Origin of the sequence: Secundilactobacillus kimchicus JCM 15530, from assembly GCF_001433995.1 — a bacterium.
Lineage (GTDB): Bacteria > Bacillota > Bacilli > Lactobacillales > Lactobacillaceae > Secundilactobacillus > Secundilactobacillus kimchicus.
In genome coordinates, this window is record NZ_AZCX01000007.1 from 18,237 (window position 1) to 32,270 (window position 14,034).

Annotated in this window: 14 protein-coding genes and 1 pseudogene; 9 read left to right on the plus strand and 6 right to left on the minus strand. The window is 48.6% G+C overall.

Translation table 11 applies throughout. From position 1 onward, the window contains the following. The first annotated feature begins 112 nt into the window (after positions 1-112). The 6 genes from FC96_RS09055 (at position 113) to FC96_RS09080 (ending at position 5,952) form a co-directional block, all read left to right on the plus strand. Positions 113-760 carry a GntR family transcriptional regulator gene (locus FC96_RS09055; RefSeq protein ID WP_056942762.1) on the plus strand — a complete coding sequence of 216 codons (648 nt, stop codon included), beginning with the start codon at positions 113-115 and terminating at the stop codon, positions 758-760. Between the two features lie 140 nt (positions 761-900). Beyond that, on the plus strand, positions 901-2,073 hold the full coding sequence (locus FC96_RS09060) for a betaine/proline/choline family ABC transporter ATP-binding protein (protein WP_054660040.1): 1,173 nt from the start codon (positions 901-903) through the stop codon (positions 2,071-2,073). Next, positions 2,070-2,699 (plus strand): ABC transporter permease, encoded by a 630-nt coding sequence (locus FC96_RS09065; protein ID WP_056942763.1) that lies wholly within the window; start codon positions 2,070-2,072, stop codon positions 2,697-2,699. The genes FC96_RS09060 and FC96_RS09065 overlap by 4 nt, the downstream gene beginning before the upstream one ends. 12 nt (positions 2,700-2,711) lie before the next feature. Then, positions 2,712-3,644: an osmoprotectant ABC transporter substrate-binding protein gene (locus FC96_RS09070; protein WP_056942764.1), complete on the plus strand. Its 933-nt coding sequence runs from the start codon at positions 2,712-2,714 to the stop codon at positions 3,642-3,644. After that, entirely contained in the window at positions 3,644-4,294 is a 651-nt protein-coding gene (locus FC96_RS09075; protein WP_056942765.1) for an ABC transporter permease, read from the plus strand. The genes FC96_RS09070 and FC96_RS09075 overlap by 1 nt, the downstream gene beginning before the upstream one ends. Before the next feature lie 374 nt (positions 4,295-4,668). Next, positions 4,669-5,952, plus strand: coding sequence for an O-acetylhomoserine aminocarboxypropyltransferase/cysteine synthase family protein (locus tag FC96_RS09080; RefSeq protein WP_056942766.1), 1,284 nt, complete (start codon positions 4,669-4,671; stop codon positions 5,950-5,952). A gap of 98 nt (positions 5,953-6,050) precedes the next feature. Here FC96_RS09080 and greA read toward each other — a convergent pair whose 3' ends face one another. The 3 genes from greA to FC96_RS09095 all read right to left on the minus strand — a co-directional run bounded on the left by greA (position 6,051) and on the right by FC96_RS09095 (position 7,977). Then, positions 6,051-6,524, minus strand: a complete 474-nt coding sequence (gene greA, locus FC96_RS09085; protein WP_056942767.1) for a transcription elongation factor GreA — start codon at positions 6,522-6,524, stop codon at positions 6,051-6,053. A 63-nt stretch (positions 6,525-6,587) separates the two neighbouring features. Then, positions 6,588-7,142 (minus strand): cysteine hydrolase family protein, encoded by a 555-nt coding sequence (locus FC96_RS09090; RefSeq protein WP_056942768.1) that lies wholly within the window; start codon positions 7,140-7,142, stop codon positions 6,588-6,590. 178 nt (positions 7,143-7,320) lie between these two features. Beyond that, on the minus strand, positions 7,321-7,977 hold the full coding sequence (locus tag FC96_RS09095; protein ID WP_056942769.1) for an MIP/aquaporin family protein: 657 nt from the start codon (positions 7,975-7,977) through the stop codon (positions 7,321-7,323). 120 nt (positions 7,978-8,097) lie between these two features. On the opposite strand from FC96_RS09095, the gene FC96_RS09100 reads away from it, so the two are divergent. Both FC96_RS09100 and FC96_RS09105 read left to right on the plus strand, forming a co-directional pair. Next, a complete protein-coding gene (locus FC96_RS09100) occupies positions 8,098-8,529 on the plus strand; it encodes a hypothetical protein (protein WP_056942770.1) in 432 nt (143 codons plus the stop codon). 100 nt (positions 8,530-8,629) lie between these two features. Next, positions 8,630-9,037, plus strand: coding sequence for a hypothetical protein (locus tag FC96_RS09105; protein ID WP_054660046.1), 408 nt, complete (start codon positions 8,630-8,632; stop codon positions 9,035-9,037). 97 nt (positions 9,038-9,134) lie between these two features. On the opposite strand, the gene FC96_RS09110 is transcribed toward FC96_RS09105, so the two are convergent. Beyond that, complete coding sequence (locus FC96_RS09110; RefSeq protein WP_054660048.1) at positions 9,135-9,617, minus strand: C39 family peptidase; 483 nt, start codon at positions 9,615-9,617, stop codon at positions 9,135-9,137. Positions 9,618-9,850: 233 nt separating this feature from the next. Between FC96_RS09110 and FC96_RS09115 the strand changes: the two are divergent. Then, positions 9,851-11,473, plus strand: a pseudogene (locus FC96_RS09115) (peptide ABC transporter substrate-binding protein). Positions 11,474-11,550: 77 nt separating this feature from the next. Here FC96_RS09115 and FC96_RS09120 read toward each other — a convergent pair. Together FC96_RS09120 and FC96_RS09125 are read right to left on the minus strand one after the other, a co-directional pair. Next, a complete protein-coding gene (locus FC96_RS09120; RefSeq protein WP_056942771.1) occupies positions 11,551-12,498 on the minus strand; it encodes an alpha/beta hydrolase in 948 nt (315 codons plus the stop codon). Positions 12,499-12,648: 150 nt separating this feature from the next. Beyond that, complete coding sequence (locus tag FC96_RS09125) at positions 12,649-13,836, minus strand: acetate/propionate family kinase (RefSeq protein ID WP_054660056.1); 1,188 nt, start codon at positions 13,834-13,836, stop codon at positions 12,649-12,651. Positions 13,837-14,034: the final 198 nt, after the last annotated feature.

Consider the following 14,034-nt stretch of genomic DNA (forward strand, 5'->3'; position numbering starts at 1 on the left):
ACTTAAATAGGCCACACACCACAAATAATCAACCTTTCGTCTCATTTTCGTCAAATTTAAAGGGTAAAATAAAGATAAGTCAATAACGGTTATTAGAATGGAGGGGTTATGAATGACGAGTAACCGACAAAAAGTGTATCAGGCGTTGAGACAGGCTATTATAACGGGGGAACTGACCAGTGGCGAACCCATTGCCGATCGGGTGTTAGCGGACCGGTATCAGGTCAGTCGGACACCGGTTCGGGAGGCCTTGCGGCAGTTGAGCGCGGAGGGCTTCGTGGATGTCATTCCCAACATTGGAACCCGGGTTGCGGTGTTACCAGCTGAGCAGCTTGTGCCCAGTATCATGCTGATGGGGCGGCTAGAACAAGCGGCGGTTGAAATGATGGTCACAACTGCGACTAAAGCCGACGTTAAGGCGCTCAAGGCCATTAACGAGGACTACCGGCAGGCGATTGTCAATCAGGACTGGCACGACGCGATGACCGCTGACCGGCAGTTCCATGATTATCTGATTAGTCGTTGTGGCAGTGACTATGCGGCCCAGTTTTCGGACCTGCTATTCGCTCAGCTACAGAGTTACGAACAAAGTTACTTTAAGGAACGGCTGATGAGTGATTTAACGGCCTATGAACGCCATCAAAAGCTCATTAAAGCCATTAAAGCCGGGAAGGCCAAGAAGGCTGGAAAGCTGATGCGGCAGCAGTGGCTCGCTCAGATTGAGGGATATGAAACACAGCAGCGCAAAGCCGCGAAATGAAAAGACTTAAAAGTTTAAGATTGTCTAAAGATACCCTGGATTATCGGCGGGAAGTCGACAGAATTTGGGGTCTTTGATACGTTGTAAACAAGAACGTCCGGCTTGAGAGGGTTAGGCCGGCGAAAAAGGAGTGGGCGCGTTTGTTTTTATCGCTAGAACACCTCAATAAAACCTATAACGGTGGCAAAGTTGCCGTTGATGACTTTAACTTGGAGATTGAAAAGGGCGAATTTGTTTGTTTCATCGGGACGTCTGGATCGGGGAAAACAACGACGATGCGGATGATCAATCGGATGCTACAACAGACTTCGGGGACGATTAAACTTGACGGTCAAGATATTAGTGAACTTGATCCAGTCAAACTGCGTCGCAAAATTGGGTATGTGATCCAAAATATCGGATTGATGCCCCACATGACTATTCGACAAAACATTACGATTGTCCCCAAGTTGCTGAAGTGGTCGCAGGATAAGATGGATGAACGAGCCAAGGAAATGATTAAGCTCGTTGAATTACCAGAAGAGTTTTTGGACCGGTACCCATCTGAACTCTCAGGTGGCCAACAACAGCGGATTGGTGTTGTTCGTGCATTGGCTGCCGATCAAGACTTGATTCTAATGGATGAGCCGTTTGGGGCGCTGGACCCAATTACGCGAGAAGCGCTTCAAGATTTGGTTAAAGACCTTCAGACACGACTGGGGAAAACCATTGTTTTTGTGACGCACGATATGGATGAAGCCCTGAATCTGGCCACGACCATTGTGGTGATGGATGCTGGTAAGATTATGCAGGTGGCCACACCAGACGAAATTCTGCGGCACCCAGCCAATGAATTTGTTGAAAACTTAATCGGAAAAGAACGCCTGATTCAAGCTAAGCCAAGCATTACAACGGTTGGTCAGGTGATGCTAACTAAGGTGGCGGCCATCACACCAGACCGTCTGCTAAAGGATGCGTTGAAGGAGATGCACGAACGGCGGGTCGATTCATTGCTCGTGGTGGACCAAGGTGGGACGCTAAAGGGCCGCTTGGACATTGAAGATGTGGATTATAATTTCCGGACCGCGACTAGTGTTGGTGACGTCATGCACCATGATGTCTTCTACGTGTATTCTGACTCAGTCATCCGCGATACGGTTGAACGGATCTTGAAGCGGGGCTTCAAAAACATTCCCGTAGTTGACCGGGATCGAAAACTGGTCGGCATCGTCACCCGTGCAACCTTAGTTGATATGGTTTATGACGCGCTGTGGGGTGATGAAGAGGTTAAGGACGAATCATCCGATGCGGAAAAGGACGGTGAAGCCAAATGATTGCGTTTTTACAAGCACACGGGGCGGAACTGTTGGTTAAAACCTGGCAACACATTTATATTTCGGCTATTTCGCTCGGCTTAGGGGTTCTTTTTGCAGTGCCGCTTGGCGTGTTACTGACCCGGGCAAAAAAGATTGCGGGTCCGGTGATTGCGATTGCTAGTATGCTACAGACCATTCCGGCCTTAGCATTGTTGGCATTTATGATTCCGCTGTTTGGAATCGGGTCAATTCCAGCCATTGTTGCGCTGTTCATTTATTCGTTATTGCCGATCCTTCGAAACACGTACTTGGGCATGGAAGACGTCAATGGGACGTTGATCGATGCAGCCAAAGGGATGGGGATGACCAGTTGGCAGTCAATTTATAAGGTTGAGTTGCCGTTAGCGGCGCCGGTTATTATGTCCGGGGTTCGGCTATCTGCAACCTACGTCATTGCTTGGGCCGCACTTGCTTCCTATATCGGGGCCGGGGGCCTTGGGGACTTCATCTTTAACGGGTTGAACCTGTATCGAACCGACCTTATCTTGGCGGGGTCTATCCCGGTCATTTTACTCGCCCTAATCGTTGACTGGTTACTCGGTAAGCTGGAGGCTGTCTTATCGCCTAAGACAGCCGCCGCGTAGGAGGTGAGCAGTATGCGACGAATTAAAAAATGGCTCACAACAGCACTCCTCACAGTTGTTAGTGGCCTCAGTCTTGCAGCCTGTGGGTTTCCAGGGGTGTCGAATTCAGCTAACGATACGATTCGAATTGCGTCTCAAAATACGACGGAACAACAAATTATGGCTTACATGATTCAGGATATGGTGGAACATTACTCTGATTTGCACACCAGTATCATCAATAACCTTGGTTCGGGTCAAGTGAGCTTTAACGCGCTAAAGCAGGGGCAAGCAGATGTTTCGGCCATTCGCTATATTGGTACGGATCTAACGACCATTCTGGGTGAACAAGCTGATCGTAATCCAGCTCGAGCTCAAAAAAAGGTGACCAAACAATTTAATGATAAGTACCATATGACGTACTTTAAATCATACGGTTTCGCGGATACCTACGCCTTTATGGTGACCCAAAAAACAGCTAAAAAGTGGCACTTGAACACGGTATCGGACATGGCAAAAGTAGCACCAAAGATGAACGTTGGGATTGACCAGATCTGGCTAAATCGAAAAGGAGACGGCTACGATGGGTTCCAGAAAGTCTACGATTTTAGCTTTGGCGAGATTCATCCCATGCAGATTGGCCTCGTCTACGACGCCGTGGCGGCCAACAAAATGGATGCCGTGTTGGGGTACTCGACGGATGGTCGGATTAACAGTTACCACTTAAAAGTGTTGACGGATAACAAGCACTTTTTCCCGCCATATGATGCGAGTCCGGTAGCGACAAATGCCATTTTGAAGAAGCATCCTGAACTCAAGGGGATTTTAAACCGACTTGTCGGTAAAATCGACCTCAAGACGATGCAAAAATTGAACTACCGGGTCGACAATGACCTCATTGAACCGGAAGTTGCGGCTAAGCAATTTCTTGAGCAGCACCACTACTTTGAAGGGAGTGACGACTAATGGCAAACATGAACGTTTTTGAGCAACTGCTGTATTACTATCAACAAAACGGTGCGTACGTTCTGTCTCAGTTTACACGTCACTTTCTGATTTCAGTGTATGGGGTCCTGCTGGCGGCCATCGTCGGCATTCCAATCGGTATTTTCATTGCCCATCATGGCCGGTTAAGCGGCTTTGTGGTCGGCGTGGCCAATGTCATCCAAACGGTCCCGTCGTTAGCGATGTTATCCATCATTATGATTGGGTTGGGCCTTGGTGTGAATACGGTCATTGTGACGGTCTTCTTATACGCCCTATTGCCCATTATTAAAAACACCGATACTGGAATGCGTAACGTTGATTCAAGCGTTTTAGATTCCGGAAAGGGGATGGGGATGACCCGCATTCAGCTACTGAGAATGGTCGAAATCCCGCTTTCTTTGTCAGTCATCATGGCTGGGATTCGAAACGCGCTGGTGTTGGCTATTGGGATCACGGCCATCGGGACCTTCGTTGGGGCTGGTGGCCTTGGGGACATCATCATCCGCGGAACGAACGCCACCAACGGGACGGCCATCATTCTCGCGGGGGCCTTACCAACTGCGCTGATGGCCATCGTTTTAGACCTTATCTTGGGCTGGATTGAACGCAAAGTTGCGCCTTCTAATTAAGTTGTGAGCGGCCCCTTGACATGGCGGAAATCGTGAACTATATTAGATAACAATTAGATTATGAAATTCGGATGGGAATAGTAACCGTGACGCGATGTTTAAGCGACCTGCAGGTGGTGAAAGGCAGGACATCGGCAGCTTGGCGAATGAACCCAGATTGAAAACTGGCCGTTGACGCGGTTAGTTCGCAAGGATGCGTTACCATCCCAGACATCAACTGGTGTCGTTGAGGCGGTTAGTGTAAGCTAACCGCGAATAAGGGTGGCAACACGAAGCGTTCGTCCCTTTACTAGCAGTGGCTAGTGAGGGACGAACGCTTTTTTGCGGTTCATAATCAAGACTAATCATTATTATCACGAAGGGGCGTTTTAACTATGGCAACTCACCAATATCATTTTGAAACTCAACAAGTTCATGCGGGTCAAACCGTTGATGAAACCGGAGCTCGAGCAGTTCCCATCTACCAGACAACCTCGTATGTTTTCAAGGACGCCGAACAGGCCGCCAATCGGTTTGCGTTAACTGATCCGGGTAATATTTATACCCGGCTAACGAACCCCACCACAGCTGTTTTTGAAAAACGGGTCGCCGCCTTGGAAGCTGGGACGGCTGGGGTGGCGCTAGCAACTGGAGCAGCGGCCATTACTGCGGCTATTCAAAACGTCGCTAATGCCGGCGATAATATTGTGGCGGCCAGCACATTATATGGCGGGACGTATGATCTTTTCAGCGTCACTTTGAAGAAACTTGGCATTACGACCACCTTTGTGGATCCGGATGAGCCACAGAACTTTGAAGCGGCCATTGACGATCATACAAAGGCCCTTTACATTGAGACCATCGGTAATCCTGGGATTAATTTAATTGATATTGAAAAGGTCGCGCAAATTGCTCACGACCATCACATTATCTTGATTGCTGATAATACGTTCGGCACCCCGTACTTAATTCAGCCCCTCAAACACGGCGTTGACGTGGTGGTTCATTCGGCCACGAAGTTCATCGGAGGTCACGGCACGACGATGGGCGGCATCATTGTCGAAAGCGGGACGTTTGACTATGCCAAGAGTGGTCGCTACCCTGATTTTACGACGCCTGATGCTCAGTACAATGGATTAGTCTGGGCGGACCTCGGTGGTGCAGCCTTCACCACTAAGGTCCGGGCAGAAACGCTGCGTGATACTGGGGGTGCCATCAGTCCATTCAACTCGTTTTTATTACTGCAAGGGCTCGAGTCCTTATCCTTGCGAGTTGAGCGACATGTCGAAAATGCGACTAAAATTGCGGATTATCTTAATCACCATCCGAAGGTCGCGTGGGTTAACTACCCAACGCTGGCTGGTAACCCCTATAAGCCACTGGCTGACAAGTATTTCCCGAACGGCGTTGGGTCGATTTTCACCATCGGTCTGACCGGTGGTGAAGCGGCTGGCAAGCAATTGATTGAAAACTTGACCCTCTTCTCGCTATTAGCTAACGTCGGGGACGCCAAGTCGTTGATTATTCATCCAGCCTCAACCACCCATGCGCAGCTCAATGAAGCTGAACTTAAGGCGACGGGGATCACACCGGATTTGATTCGGCTTTCAATTGGCATTGAAAACGTTGCCGACCTCATCGCGGATTTGGATCAGGCATTGGAAAAAGTTAGCGACTAGTCTTAATCGCTCATAGCGGTTGGGTTAGTTGTCAAAAGGGACCGCTCCTAAAAGTGAGTTTGCAGCTTTTAGGATCGATCCCTTTTTCGTGGGGTGGGTTAAGGTGTTAGTGAAACAGTTATGATTTTGACCTGATATCGGCCATTCGGTGCGTTGACGGACACCGTATCACCAACAGAGTGGCTTAGAATTGCGGCGCCGATGGGTGACGCTAGTGATATTTTGTTTGTGGTCACGTCAGCTTCGGGGGTGCCGACAAGGTCAAACGTATCCGTGTCGTTTTCGTCTAAAAAAGCCAAAACCACCCGTTTGCCGATTTCGATTGTTGCGTCATCCGTAGGGGTCACCACTTGGGCGTATCGGAGCTGTTTATCAAGAAATCGAAGGCGACTTTCAAGGTGTCGAAGGTCACGCTTGGCAGCGCTATACTCCGCATTTTCAGAGAGATCACCGAGTGCCCGGGCTGCGGATAAGGCCGCAATTTTGGCTGGGCGGTCGGCTTTTAAGGCGTCAATTTCACCCGCGATTTTGTCGTAACCCGCTTGGGTAATTTGAGTAAAATATGGCTGCATAATGGGCCCCCTTGAAGAATTGATCGCCTTCATTATAACAGGCCTATCGGACAGTGGATAGCGTTAGTCGACAACGGTAGCGCCTAGGACGTGCTCAAAATGATCAAGGGCCCAATCCTGACCGGCGGCGGTCAGTGCGGCAACGGCTTGACGGTGAATGACTAAGTTATAGTTGAGATTATAGGCATCAACGGCGGTGTGAAGGACACAAATGTCAGTGCAGACCCCGGTTAGGTGAAGCGTGTCCACGTGGCGTTCGCGCATGCGCAAGTCGAGGTCCGTCCCCGCGAAAGCACTGTACCGGGTCTTGTCGTACATGTAGACTCGGGCGTCGTCCTGATGGACGTCATACCAAGGCTGCAAGTCACCATAAAAGGCTCGTCCCCACGTGTTTCTGACGTTGTGGGGCGGAAATAACTTTGTCTCCGGATGGTACGGGTCGTTGGGTTGATGAACATCCGTTGGTAAAATTACCCACTGGTTGGTTTGTTGGAATTGGTTAGCTAAATCAATGATTGGCTCCATGAGAACCTGGCCAGATTGGCCACACGTTAGGGCGCCGTCATCGGCAACAAAGTCGTTTGTATAATCGATAATCAGCAATGCATCACTTGCCATAAGAAAACCTCCTGAGGGTGTCTTGACACCTTTTGGGTTGATTATAACGGAAACGGGAGCGTTAGGAAAGAATTTGCCCAATAAATGTGAGGGGTTCAATCACGATAGGGGGGCGGCGAAGTTATTAATGTGAAAAGGCAGCCACTAGGTGTCAAATCCTAGCGGCTGCCGTTCACGTTCAATCAGTCTTTTGTGATGAGTGATCAGTTTTGAGTAGGCGGTGAATGATGGCCGCACAAACTGAGCCAATTAGACCTGCTAATACGTAATCGCCTAATTGGAAGAGGGCTTTACCACCGACGTAAACGGCTGGTCCGATCGCCCGGGCTGGGTTCAGGGCTGGGCCTGTTAAGGAGTAGGCGGCAACACTCAACGCAACAATGACGAGGCCGTTAATCAGCGCTGCGCCGCTGGTTTCGGTCGGGTTAACTCGGAGGTAGACTAAAACCACGAAAAACGTGAGTAACCCTTCAACGAGTAAAATCATGGGGTCCGTTAGATTAGATGTTGTTTGGCCAATGTTACTCCCCGTTGTCCCAAGGTTAATGGCGGACAGATAAACGAATCCAGAAGCCAGGATAGCACCTAGAATTTGAGCTAGAACATGGCCAATCATTTCCGCCCATTTGAGTTGGTGGTTAATGGCCAGCGCAAGGCTGACGGCCGGGTTGAATTCACCCAGTGTTAACCCGTCGAACGCATAGTACGCAACGGCGTAAGTGCCACCAAAAGCAAGACCGATGGTGAGTGGGTCGGCGTTAGTCAGCGCCATCGTCGCCGTACCAGTGGCAACGACCATAAAAGTCCCTAAAAATTCTGCAACGTAAGTTTTCAAAAAAAGTGCCTCCTCCACAGTATCTTGAGTCTATTGTACCAAAAGAACGCAGTCTGCTTGAAAATTCATGCAAAAAGTCGTAGACTCTGCTTTTAGCTTAAGGTATAAAGGAGCGATTGGATGGCGGGATCAACATTTGTTTTTAAGGTACCAGTTTACATTGATTGGCTTGATTGGCGGAATCATCGGCATTTAACGACCGGCCGTCAATTAGATCTCGCCATTCAAGAGCTCTTATTGGCTCAAAGCCCGTGGACGGATGAATGGACCACGATGGTGCCGTATCAAGCGGCTGGCCAGCATCAGTTGGGGCATGCTCGACTGGTGAATGTGACGGCTAACCACCAGACACATCAGGCGATTTTGACAGTTATTTACTGGTTAGATGATTCGGTCCCGGCAAGTGACGATTTTGTGGATGTTTTGCAAATTTTTTTAACAACGTTGCTTAACCGGTTTTGTCAACGGACGGTCTTTGGGGTTGCTCAGGCCCGCTTAACTGTTCGATTTGCTGGTCTCGTTAGTTTAGCAGGGCAACGAATTGTTATCTAGACTAAGGATTTTAAAAGATTTGAAATAATTGCAGACCGCCGCCTGTTTTGAGTTTATAATAAGAGAGCTGATTTATAAAAAACTGGGAGAAGTGAATCGAATGAGTCTGAACGAATTGAACAAACAGAACCTCAACAGTCCAGAACAAGTGATGATGGCTTACCAATTACCGGATTTAGAAGGCATTGTTAAGATGCTCGGGTTCACCGAGAGCCAGCTAGATGAAGAGGTTGGCTATTTCGATGATCTGATGCCTGCTGAAAAATGGCCGGCGAAGTTTATCAGTGTCAGGACAATTCGGGAAGTGGTTGAAGACGAATACGACGATTTTCTGGAGCAGCTGGGCAGCGGTGCCTCAACTGAAACGAATCCCGATGTGTTATTGGGAAAGTTCCGCTCTCAGCTTCGGTTAACGTGGCGCAAGTTGTTGGTTGTGACCAATAATGGCAACGCGTACGTAGCAGAAAAGACAAAGGCGATGCCGGTATTTAAAGACGGTAAGCAATAAGGGTGCGACGACAGCCCCGTCGTCAGCGGTCTTAAACAAATAAAATAGCGGTCAACTTGATGATGAAATTTGTCAAGCTGATCGCTTTTTGTTTGCCCTAAATTGTTAGCGCCCGGTAACCCTTATTTTGCCAAATCTGGTTAAAAGTCTGTTGAGTGAGGGTCTCCTCACGTTCAGTCCAGCAGTCATTAACCGTTACGGTTGTCGCATCGTAGCCGGTGAGCACCAGTGCGTGGGTGTGAAACCCATCGAATTCGCCAACCCATACGACGACGGGATGACCCGCGTCAAGAACCGCTAGTAGGGTAGGCAGCCGGGTGCCAGTCAGGTCGGTTGCGTGGCCGGCGTAGCGCTGCACGAGGTCCAGGAGTGCCGGGGGATAGATGCTGTTGCCATCGTCGGTGAACGGATTGCCGACGAACCCCTTATCACAATCAGTCGGGTCGTAGGGCATTTCTCGCGCTAAGGTGACCTTATCAGCGGGAATCCCTTGGGACTGCAACATCATCGTGACGGCAGTGATTTCACATCCGGTCGGTAATTCGGGGCGTTGAGCAATGAGTGGGACGGTTAATTTCACGGTAGTTCCTCCATCGGGTAATTGTTTGAATGTCGCAAAGTATAGCACATTATTGTGGTTTGGTTAAATTTGGATAAACACTCATTTACGGGGATTTAATGAGGCTAAAGACGAAAAATAATTAAATAAATATTAGGAATTTGGTTACCTATTCTCATTGTTGTGTTATTCTATAAACAATTCAATGTTGGAAACATTGTTTGGGTTTGAATGGTGATTGGAGGAATCAGAGTATGTGGTTAAGTAAAAAAGGGCTGACGACCATTGGTGTTGCAAGCTTATCATTGCTATTGGCAGCTTGTTCTAGCGGTGGCTCACAGAGTAAAAAAGCCGTCACGATGTCCACAGATGCCCAGCTAGCATCGATGGACCCATCTAAGACAACGGCATTGGGCAGCTTTGACATGTTGAATAACACCAATGAGGGGCTGTATCGATTAGGTAAAGACAGCAAGCCAGAAGTCGGGCTCGCAACTAAAATGACGCAGTCTAAAAATGGCAAGCACTTTGTGATCGACATTCGTCCCAATACGAAGTGGAGCAACGGCGATACCGTCACGGCTAAGGATTTTGTGTACGGGTGGCAGTGAACCGTTAACCCTAAGACCGCCTCACAGTATTCCTACCTGTATAGCGGCATTAAAAACGCGGACGCCATTATGAACAGTAAAAAATCACCGGCCACGTTGGGCATCAAAGCCACGGGAAAGTATGAATTAACCGTGGACTTGGACCAACGCATCCCATACTTTAAGTTGTTACTTGGGTTCCCAGTATTCTTCCCACAAAACCAAAAAGCGGTTGAAAAATACGGGAGTGGTTACGGTACCCGGAGCAGTCGAATGGTCTATAATGGCCCGTTCAAGTTAGCGAAATGGAATGGGACGGGGAATACTTGGCAGCTTGAGAGAAATAATCAATACTGGGACAAGAAGGCCGTTAAACTTGATACCGTCAAGTACCAAGTGGTTCAGGATAACCAAACGGGCCTGAATCAGTACAACCAAAAGAAACTGATTGGGACGGCGTTATCTGGTAACCAAGCTAAAAACTTAAAGAACAACAAGGACATGGTCGTTCGGCCACAGTCGAGTTCTTATTATCTAGCGATGAACCAAAAGTTAACCCTCTTCAAGAACAAGAAGATTCGCCAAGCAATCTCGATGGCCATTGACCGTGATCAAATTGTTAAAAACGTTCTGGGTGATGGTTCGATGAACAACGGCAGCTTTGTCTCCAAGGGGTTAGCTACGAATCCTAAGACCGGTAAGGACTTTACGGCTGACGCTAAGACGCCAGAATCAATGACGTACAACCTCAAAAAAGCCCAAGCACTCTGGAAACAAGGGCTGCGAGAAACAGGCGTTAAGAATCCAAGCTTTACGTTATTATCTTCCGATAGTCCGGCCGGTAAACAGGTGACGGAGTTCTTACAAGGCAAGCTGGAGAAAAACTTGCCAGGGCTAAAAGTGACGACCCAAAACGTGCCACTCCGAACGCTGCTATCTAAGCAAGGCGATCACGATTATCAGGTAACGTTAGCTAGTTGGTTCGCAGACTTTGCGGATCCTATTACGTTCTTAAACATTTTGACGACTAAGAATCCAAGTAACAACCCACAGTGGTCAAATGCTAAGTACGATAAGCTGATTCAAGCCTCATCTACGACGGATGCGAATAACGCTGAAAAGCGGTGGGATGACATGGTGAAAGCTCAAAACATCTTGTTGGAAGATCAAGGGGTGACGCCACTTTATCAATCAGCCGCCCCATGGTTGATGAACCGCAGCTTAAAGGATTTGGTTTACAATTCAGCAGGTGCTAACTATAACTGGAAAACGGCCTATATGAAGTAGTGCGTTTTCGCGATCTAGTCATTAAAAACGGGAGATCACCGTCATCGGTGGTCTCCCGTTTTTAATTGATAGTAGCACTACAGTTCAGCGTGCCAGAGGTACCAAGCAAGCATTTGTTGGACCCGGCGGTTAGTATTGTGTAACTGGAAGTGCGAGGCATCTAGCCCGTGAAGTTCCTTGGCCGTATAGCGCTTTGCCCGGTGGCCGGTTAAGGCGCGTAACGACCGCGCTGAAACGGTGGTGACGCAGGTATCGGAGTTGCTACCGTCGCCAATGTTACCATAGATGTTCAGGACTTGCGCAGTCGCTGGAAACTGGTTGCGAGCCGTCCAAAGCGCCCGGTACTCTGGGTGGACCATGGCGGGTCGACCATTCCGCAATAGGCGGTTGGTGTTGGGCTTATCATCCACTAACTTCAATAGTTTGTTGGATAAAACGAGCAGGCGTTTGGCTCTTAAATGCATGATGCCGTTAAACGGTCCAGCAATGGTGACCAGCTTGTTGAGTGTCGGCTGATCGCTAGTATGACTGAGTCGCTCGGCATAGTAAACTGCGGCGTAAGCCCCCATGGAATGGCTGACCATGTTGTACTTGGTCACCCCGTATTTTGCTTTTAATACGGCCAAGACATCGTGCAGCCATTCTGCATCTTGAACTTCCCCCGCGAGGTTATTTTCGAAACGCAACAGGATAACCGGATTCTTTTTATGGGTAAGATGCCCCTTAATCGCGATATGGCCGTTGGCTTTAACCGAGACGAGTAGTCCCCATGTGGCGATGCCCGCACGGACCGAAGGCTTAACCATCGGTGTCTCAGACAAATACCGTCCGCCAAGGCCGTGAACAAAGAGCGTCGGGACCTGTTTTAACTTTGTCGTGTGAACGGCCCGGTTGGTCGCTAAGTCAGCTTGGGAGGCGTGACTTGTGACGGGGCGGTTCAACGTTTGATTATGAGCGGTTTGAAGGCCAAAACCAATAAGTGCGATGGCGATGACCAAGCCAAACCGGAAAATAATTTTTTTCATATCCGACTCCTTGCCATTTTGTTACAATCTTTGAGTATGACAAGTTAACTGGCAAATTTCAAGTGAACATTGTGAACTTTGTCAGTGACGGTCGTGAAAATAGTGATGTGACAAGTGTTACACCCATTCTTAAAGTTCAGTAAAACCCGGTCACTTTGTTAATCGCGCCACGTCTCGCGCGATCATGAGTTCTTCATTGGTTGGGACAACCCAGACGTCCACTGGCGCTCCAGTTTGGCTAATTTCTTGTTCCACCCCGCGCACGTTATTTTTGTCAGGATCTAATTTGACACCAAAATAAGTGAGTTGATCCGCAATCTTTTGGCGCATCGCAATCCCGTTTTCACCAGAGCCCGCAGTGAAGACTAATGCGTCCAGACCGCCCATTTCAGCAACGTAACTGCCAATATAGCGGATCACGCGGTTAGCAAACATGTCTAGCGCGAGCTTTGAAAGGGGGCGACTATTTTGGGTATCCTCTAGGTCACGTTGGTCTGGTGACAGCTCAGAGATTCCAAGCAAGCCGGACTTTTCGTTTAAAATATCAATCATTTCCTGGCTTGTAATGCCCAATTTTTCCGTTAAAAAGGCGACTAGCGATGCATCAACATCACCAGAGCGGGTCCCCATCATCACGCCAGCCAGCGGGGTGAAGCCCATTGATGTGTCGATGACTTGACCGTGATCGAAGGCGGTGATTGACGACCCAGAACCAAGATGGAGGGTAATCAATTTTAAGTCAGCAAGGTCTCGGTTCAAAAGCTCCGCTAACCGATGAGCAACGTACCGGTGGCTAGTCCCGTGGGCCCCGTATTTGCGGGCGCCAAATTCTTCGTAGTACTTGTAAGGAATTGGGTATAAATAGTTCATTTTGGGCATATCAGCATACAATGACGTGTCAAAAACAGCGACCTGTTGGGCATTGGGTAGGAGTTTTTCAAAAATTTCGATGTAGGTTGCTTGAATCGGATTGTGAAGTGGCGCGTACTGGGTTAATGCCCGAATTTGATCGAGGACCGTCGCGTCAATGAGCATCGAGTCCTTAAAGGTTTCGCCGCCCCCTACGACCCGGTGACCAATCCCGGTAATTTCGTGAAGATGGTGCACGATACCAGCGTCTTTTAGATAGGACAGGACAAGGGCGGCAGCCAGATCATAAGTGATGTTGTCCTGAACATCCTTATACTTGTCGTGACCGGGGCGCTTCACGGTAAAAACTGATTCTGGCAGATTCAACCGATCCACCAAGCCGCTGGCGATAACGGTTTCTTCCGGCATGGAAAAGAGCTTCCATTTTAACGTTGAACTTCCTGCATTAATGGCTAGTGTTTTTGTCATAAAATCCCCCACCTTAAATTCGTATAAGTCCAGTCTACCTAATAATGTATCCGCTTTCAATCAATAAGTGAAAAAGGCAGTCTTTGACACGGTGGACCAGTTGAAAAATTGATAACGAACCAAATAGCGCCTTATCCCATGGGCACACACCGGGATAAGGCGCTAGATTAAGATCAACTAGGGTTGGTCACGCGATCC

Bases quoted from the DNA above. Each gene is read 5' to 3' on its own strand.
- FC96_RS09055 (WP_056942762.1), top strand. From the start codon at position 113: ATGACGAGTAACCGACAAAAAGTGTATCAGGCGTTGAGACAGGCTATT.
- FC96_RS09065 (WP_056942763.1), top strand. From the start codon at position 2,070: ATGATTGCGTTTTTACAAGCACACGGGGCGGAACTGTTGGTTAAAACC.
- FC96_RS09070 (WP_056942764.1), top strand. From the start codon at position 2,712: ATGCGACGAATTAAAAAATGGCTCACAACAGCACTCCTCACAGTTGTT.
- FC96_RS09075 (WP_056942765.1), top strand. From the start codon at position 3,644: ATGGCAAACATGAACGTTTTTGAGCAACTGCTGTATTACTATCAACAA.
- FC96_RS09080 (WP_056942766.1), top strand. From the start codon at position 4,669: ATGGCAACTCACCAATATCATTTTGAAACTCAACAAGTTCATGCGGGT.
- greA (WP_056942767.1), bottom strand. From the start codon at position 6,524: ATGCAGCCATATTTTACTCAAATTACCCAAGCGGGTTACGACAAAATC.
- FC96_RS09090 (WP_056942768.1), bottom strand. From the start codon at position 7,142: ATGGCAAGTGATGCATTGCTGATTATCGATTATACAAACGACTTTGTT.
- FC96_RS09100 (WP_056942770.1), top strand. From the start codon at position 8,098: ATGGCGGGATCAACATTTGTTTTTAAGGTACCAGTTTACATTGATTGG.
- FC96_RS09105 (WP_054660046.1), top strand. From the start codon at position 8,630: ATGAGTCTGAACGAATTGAACAAACAGAACCTCAACAGTCCAGAACAA.
- FC96_RS09120 (WP_056942771.1), bottom strand. From the start codon at position 12,498: ATGAAAAAAATTATTTTCCGGTTTGGCTTGGTCATCGCCATCGCACTT.
- FC96_RS09125 (WP_054660056.1), bottom strand. From the start codon at position 13,836: ATGACAAAAACACTAGCCATTAATGCAGGAAGTTCAACGTTAAAATGG.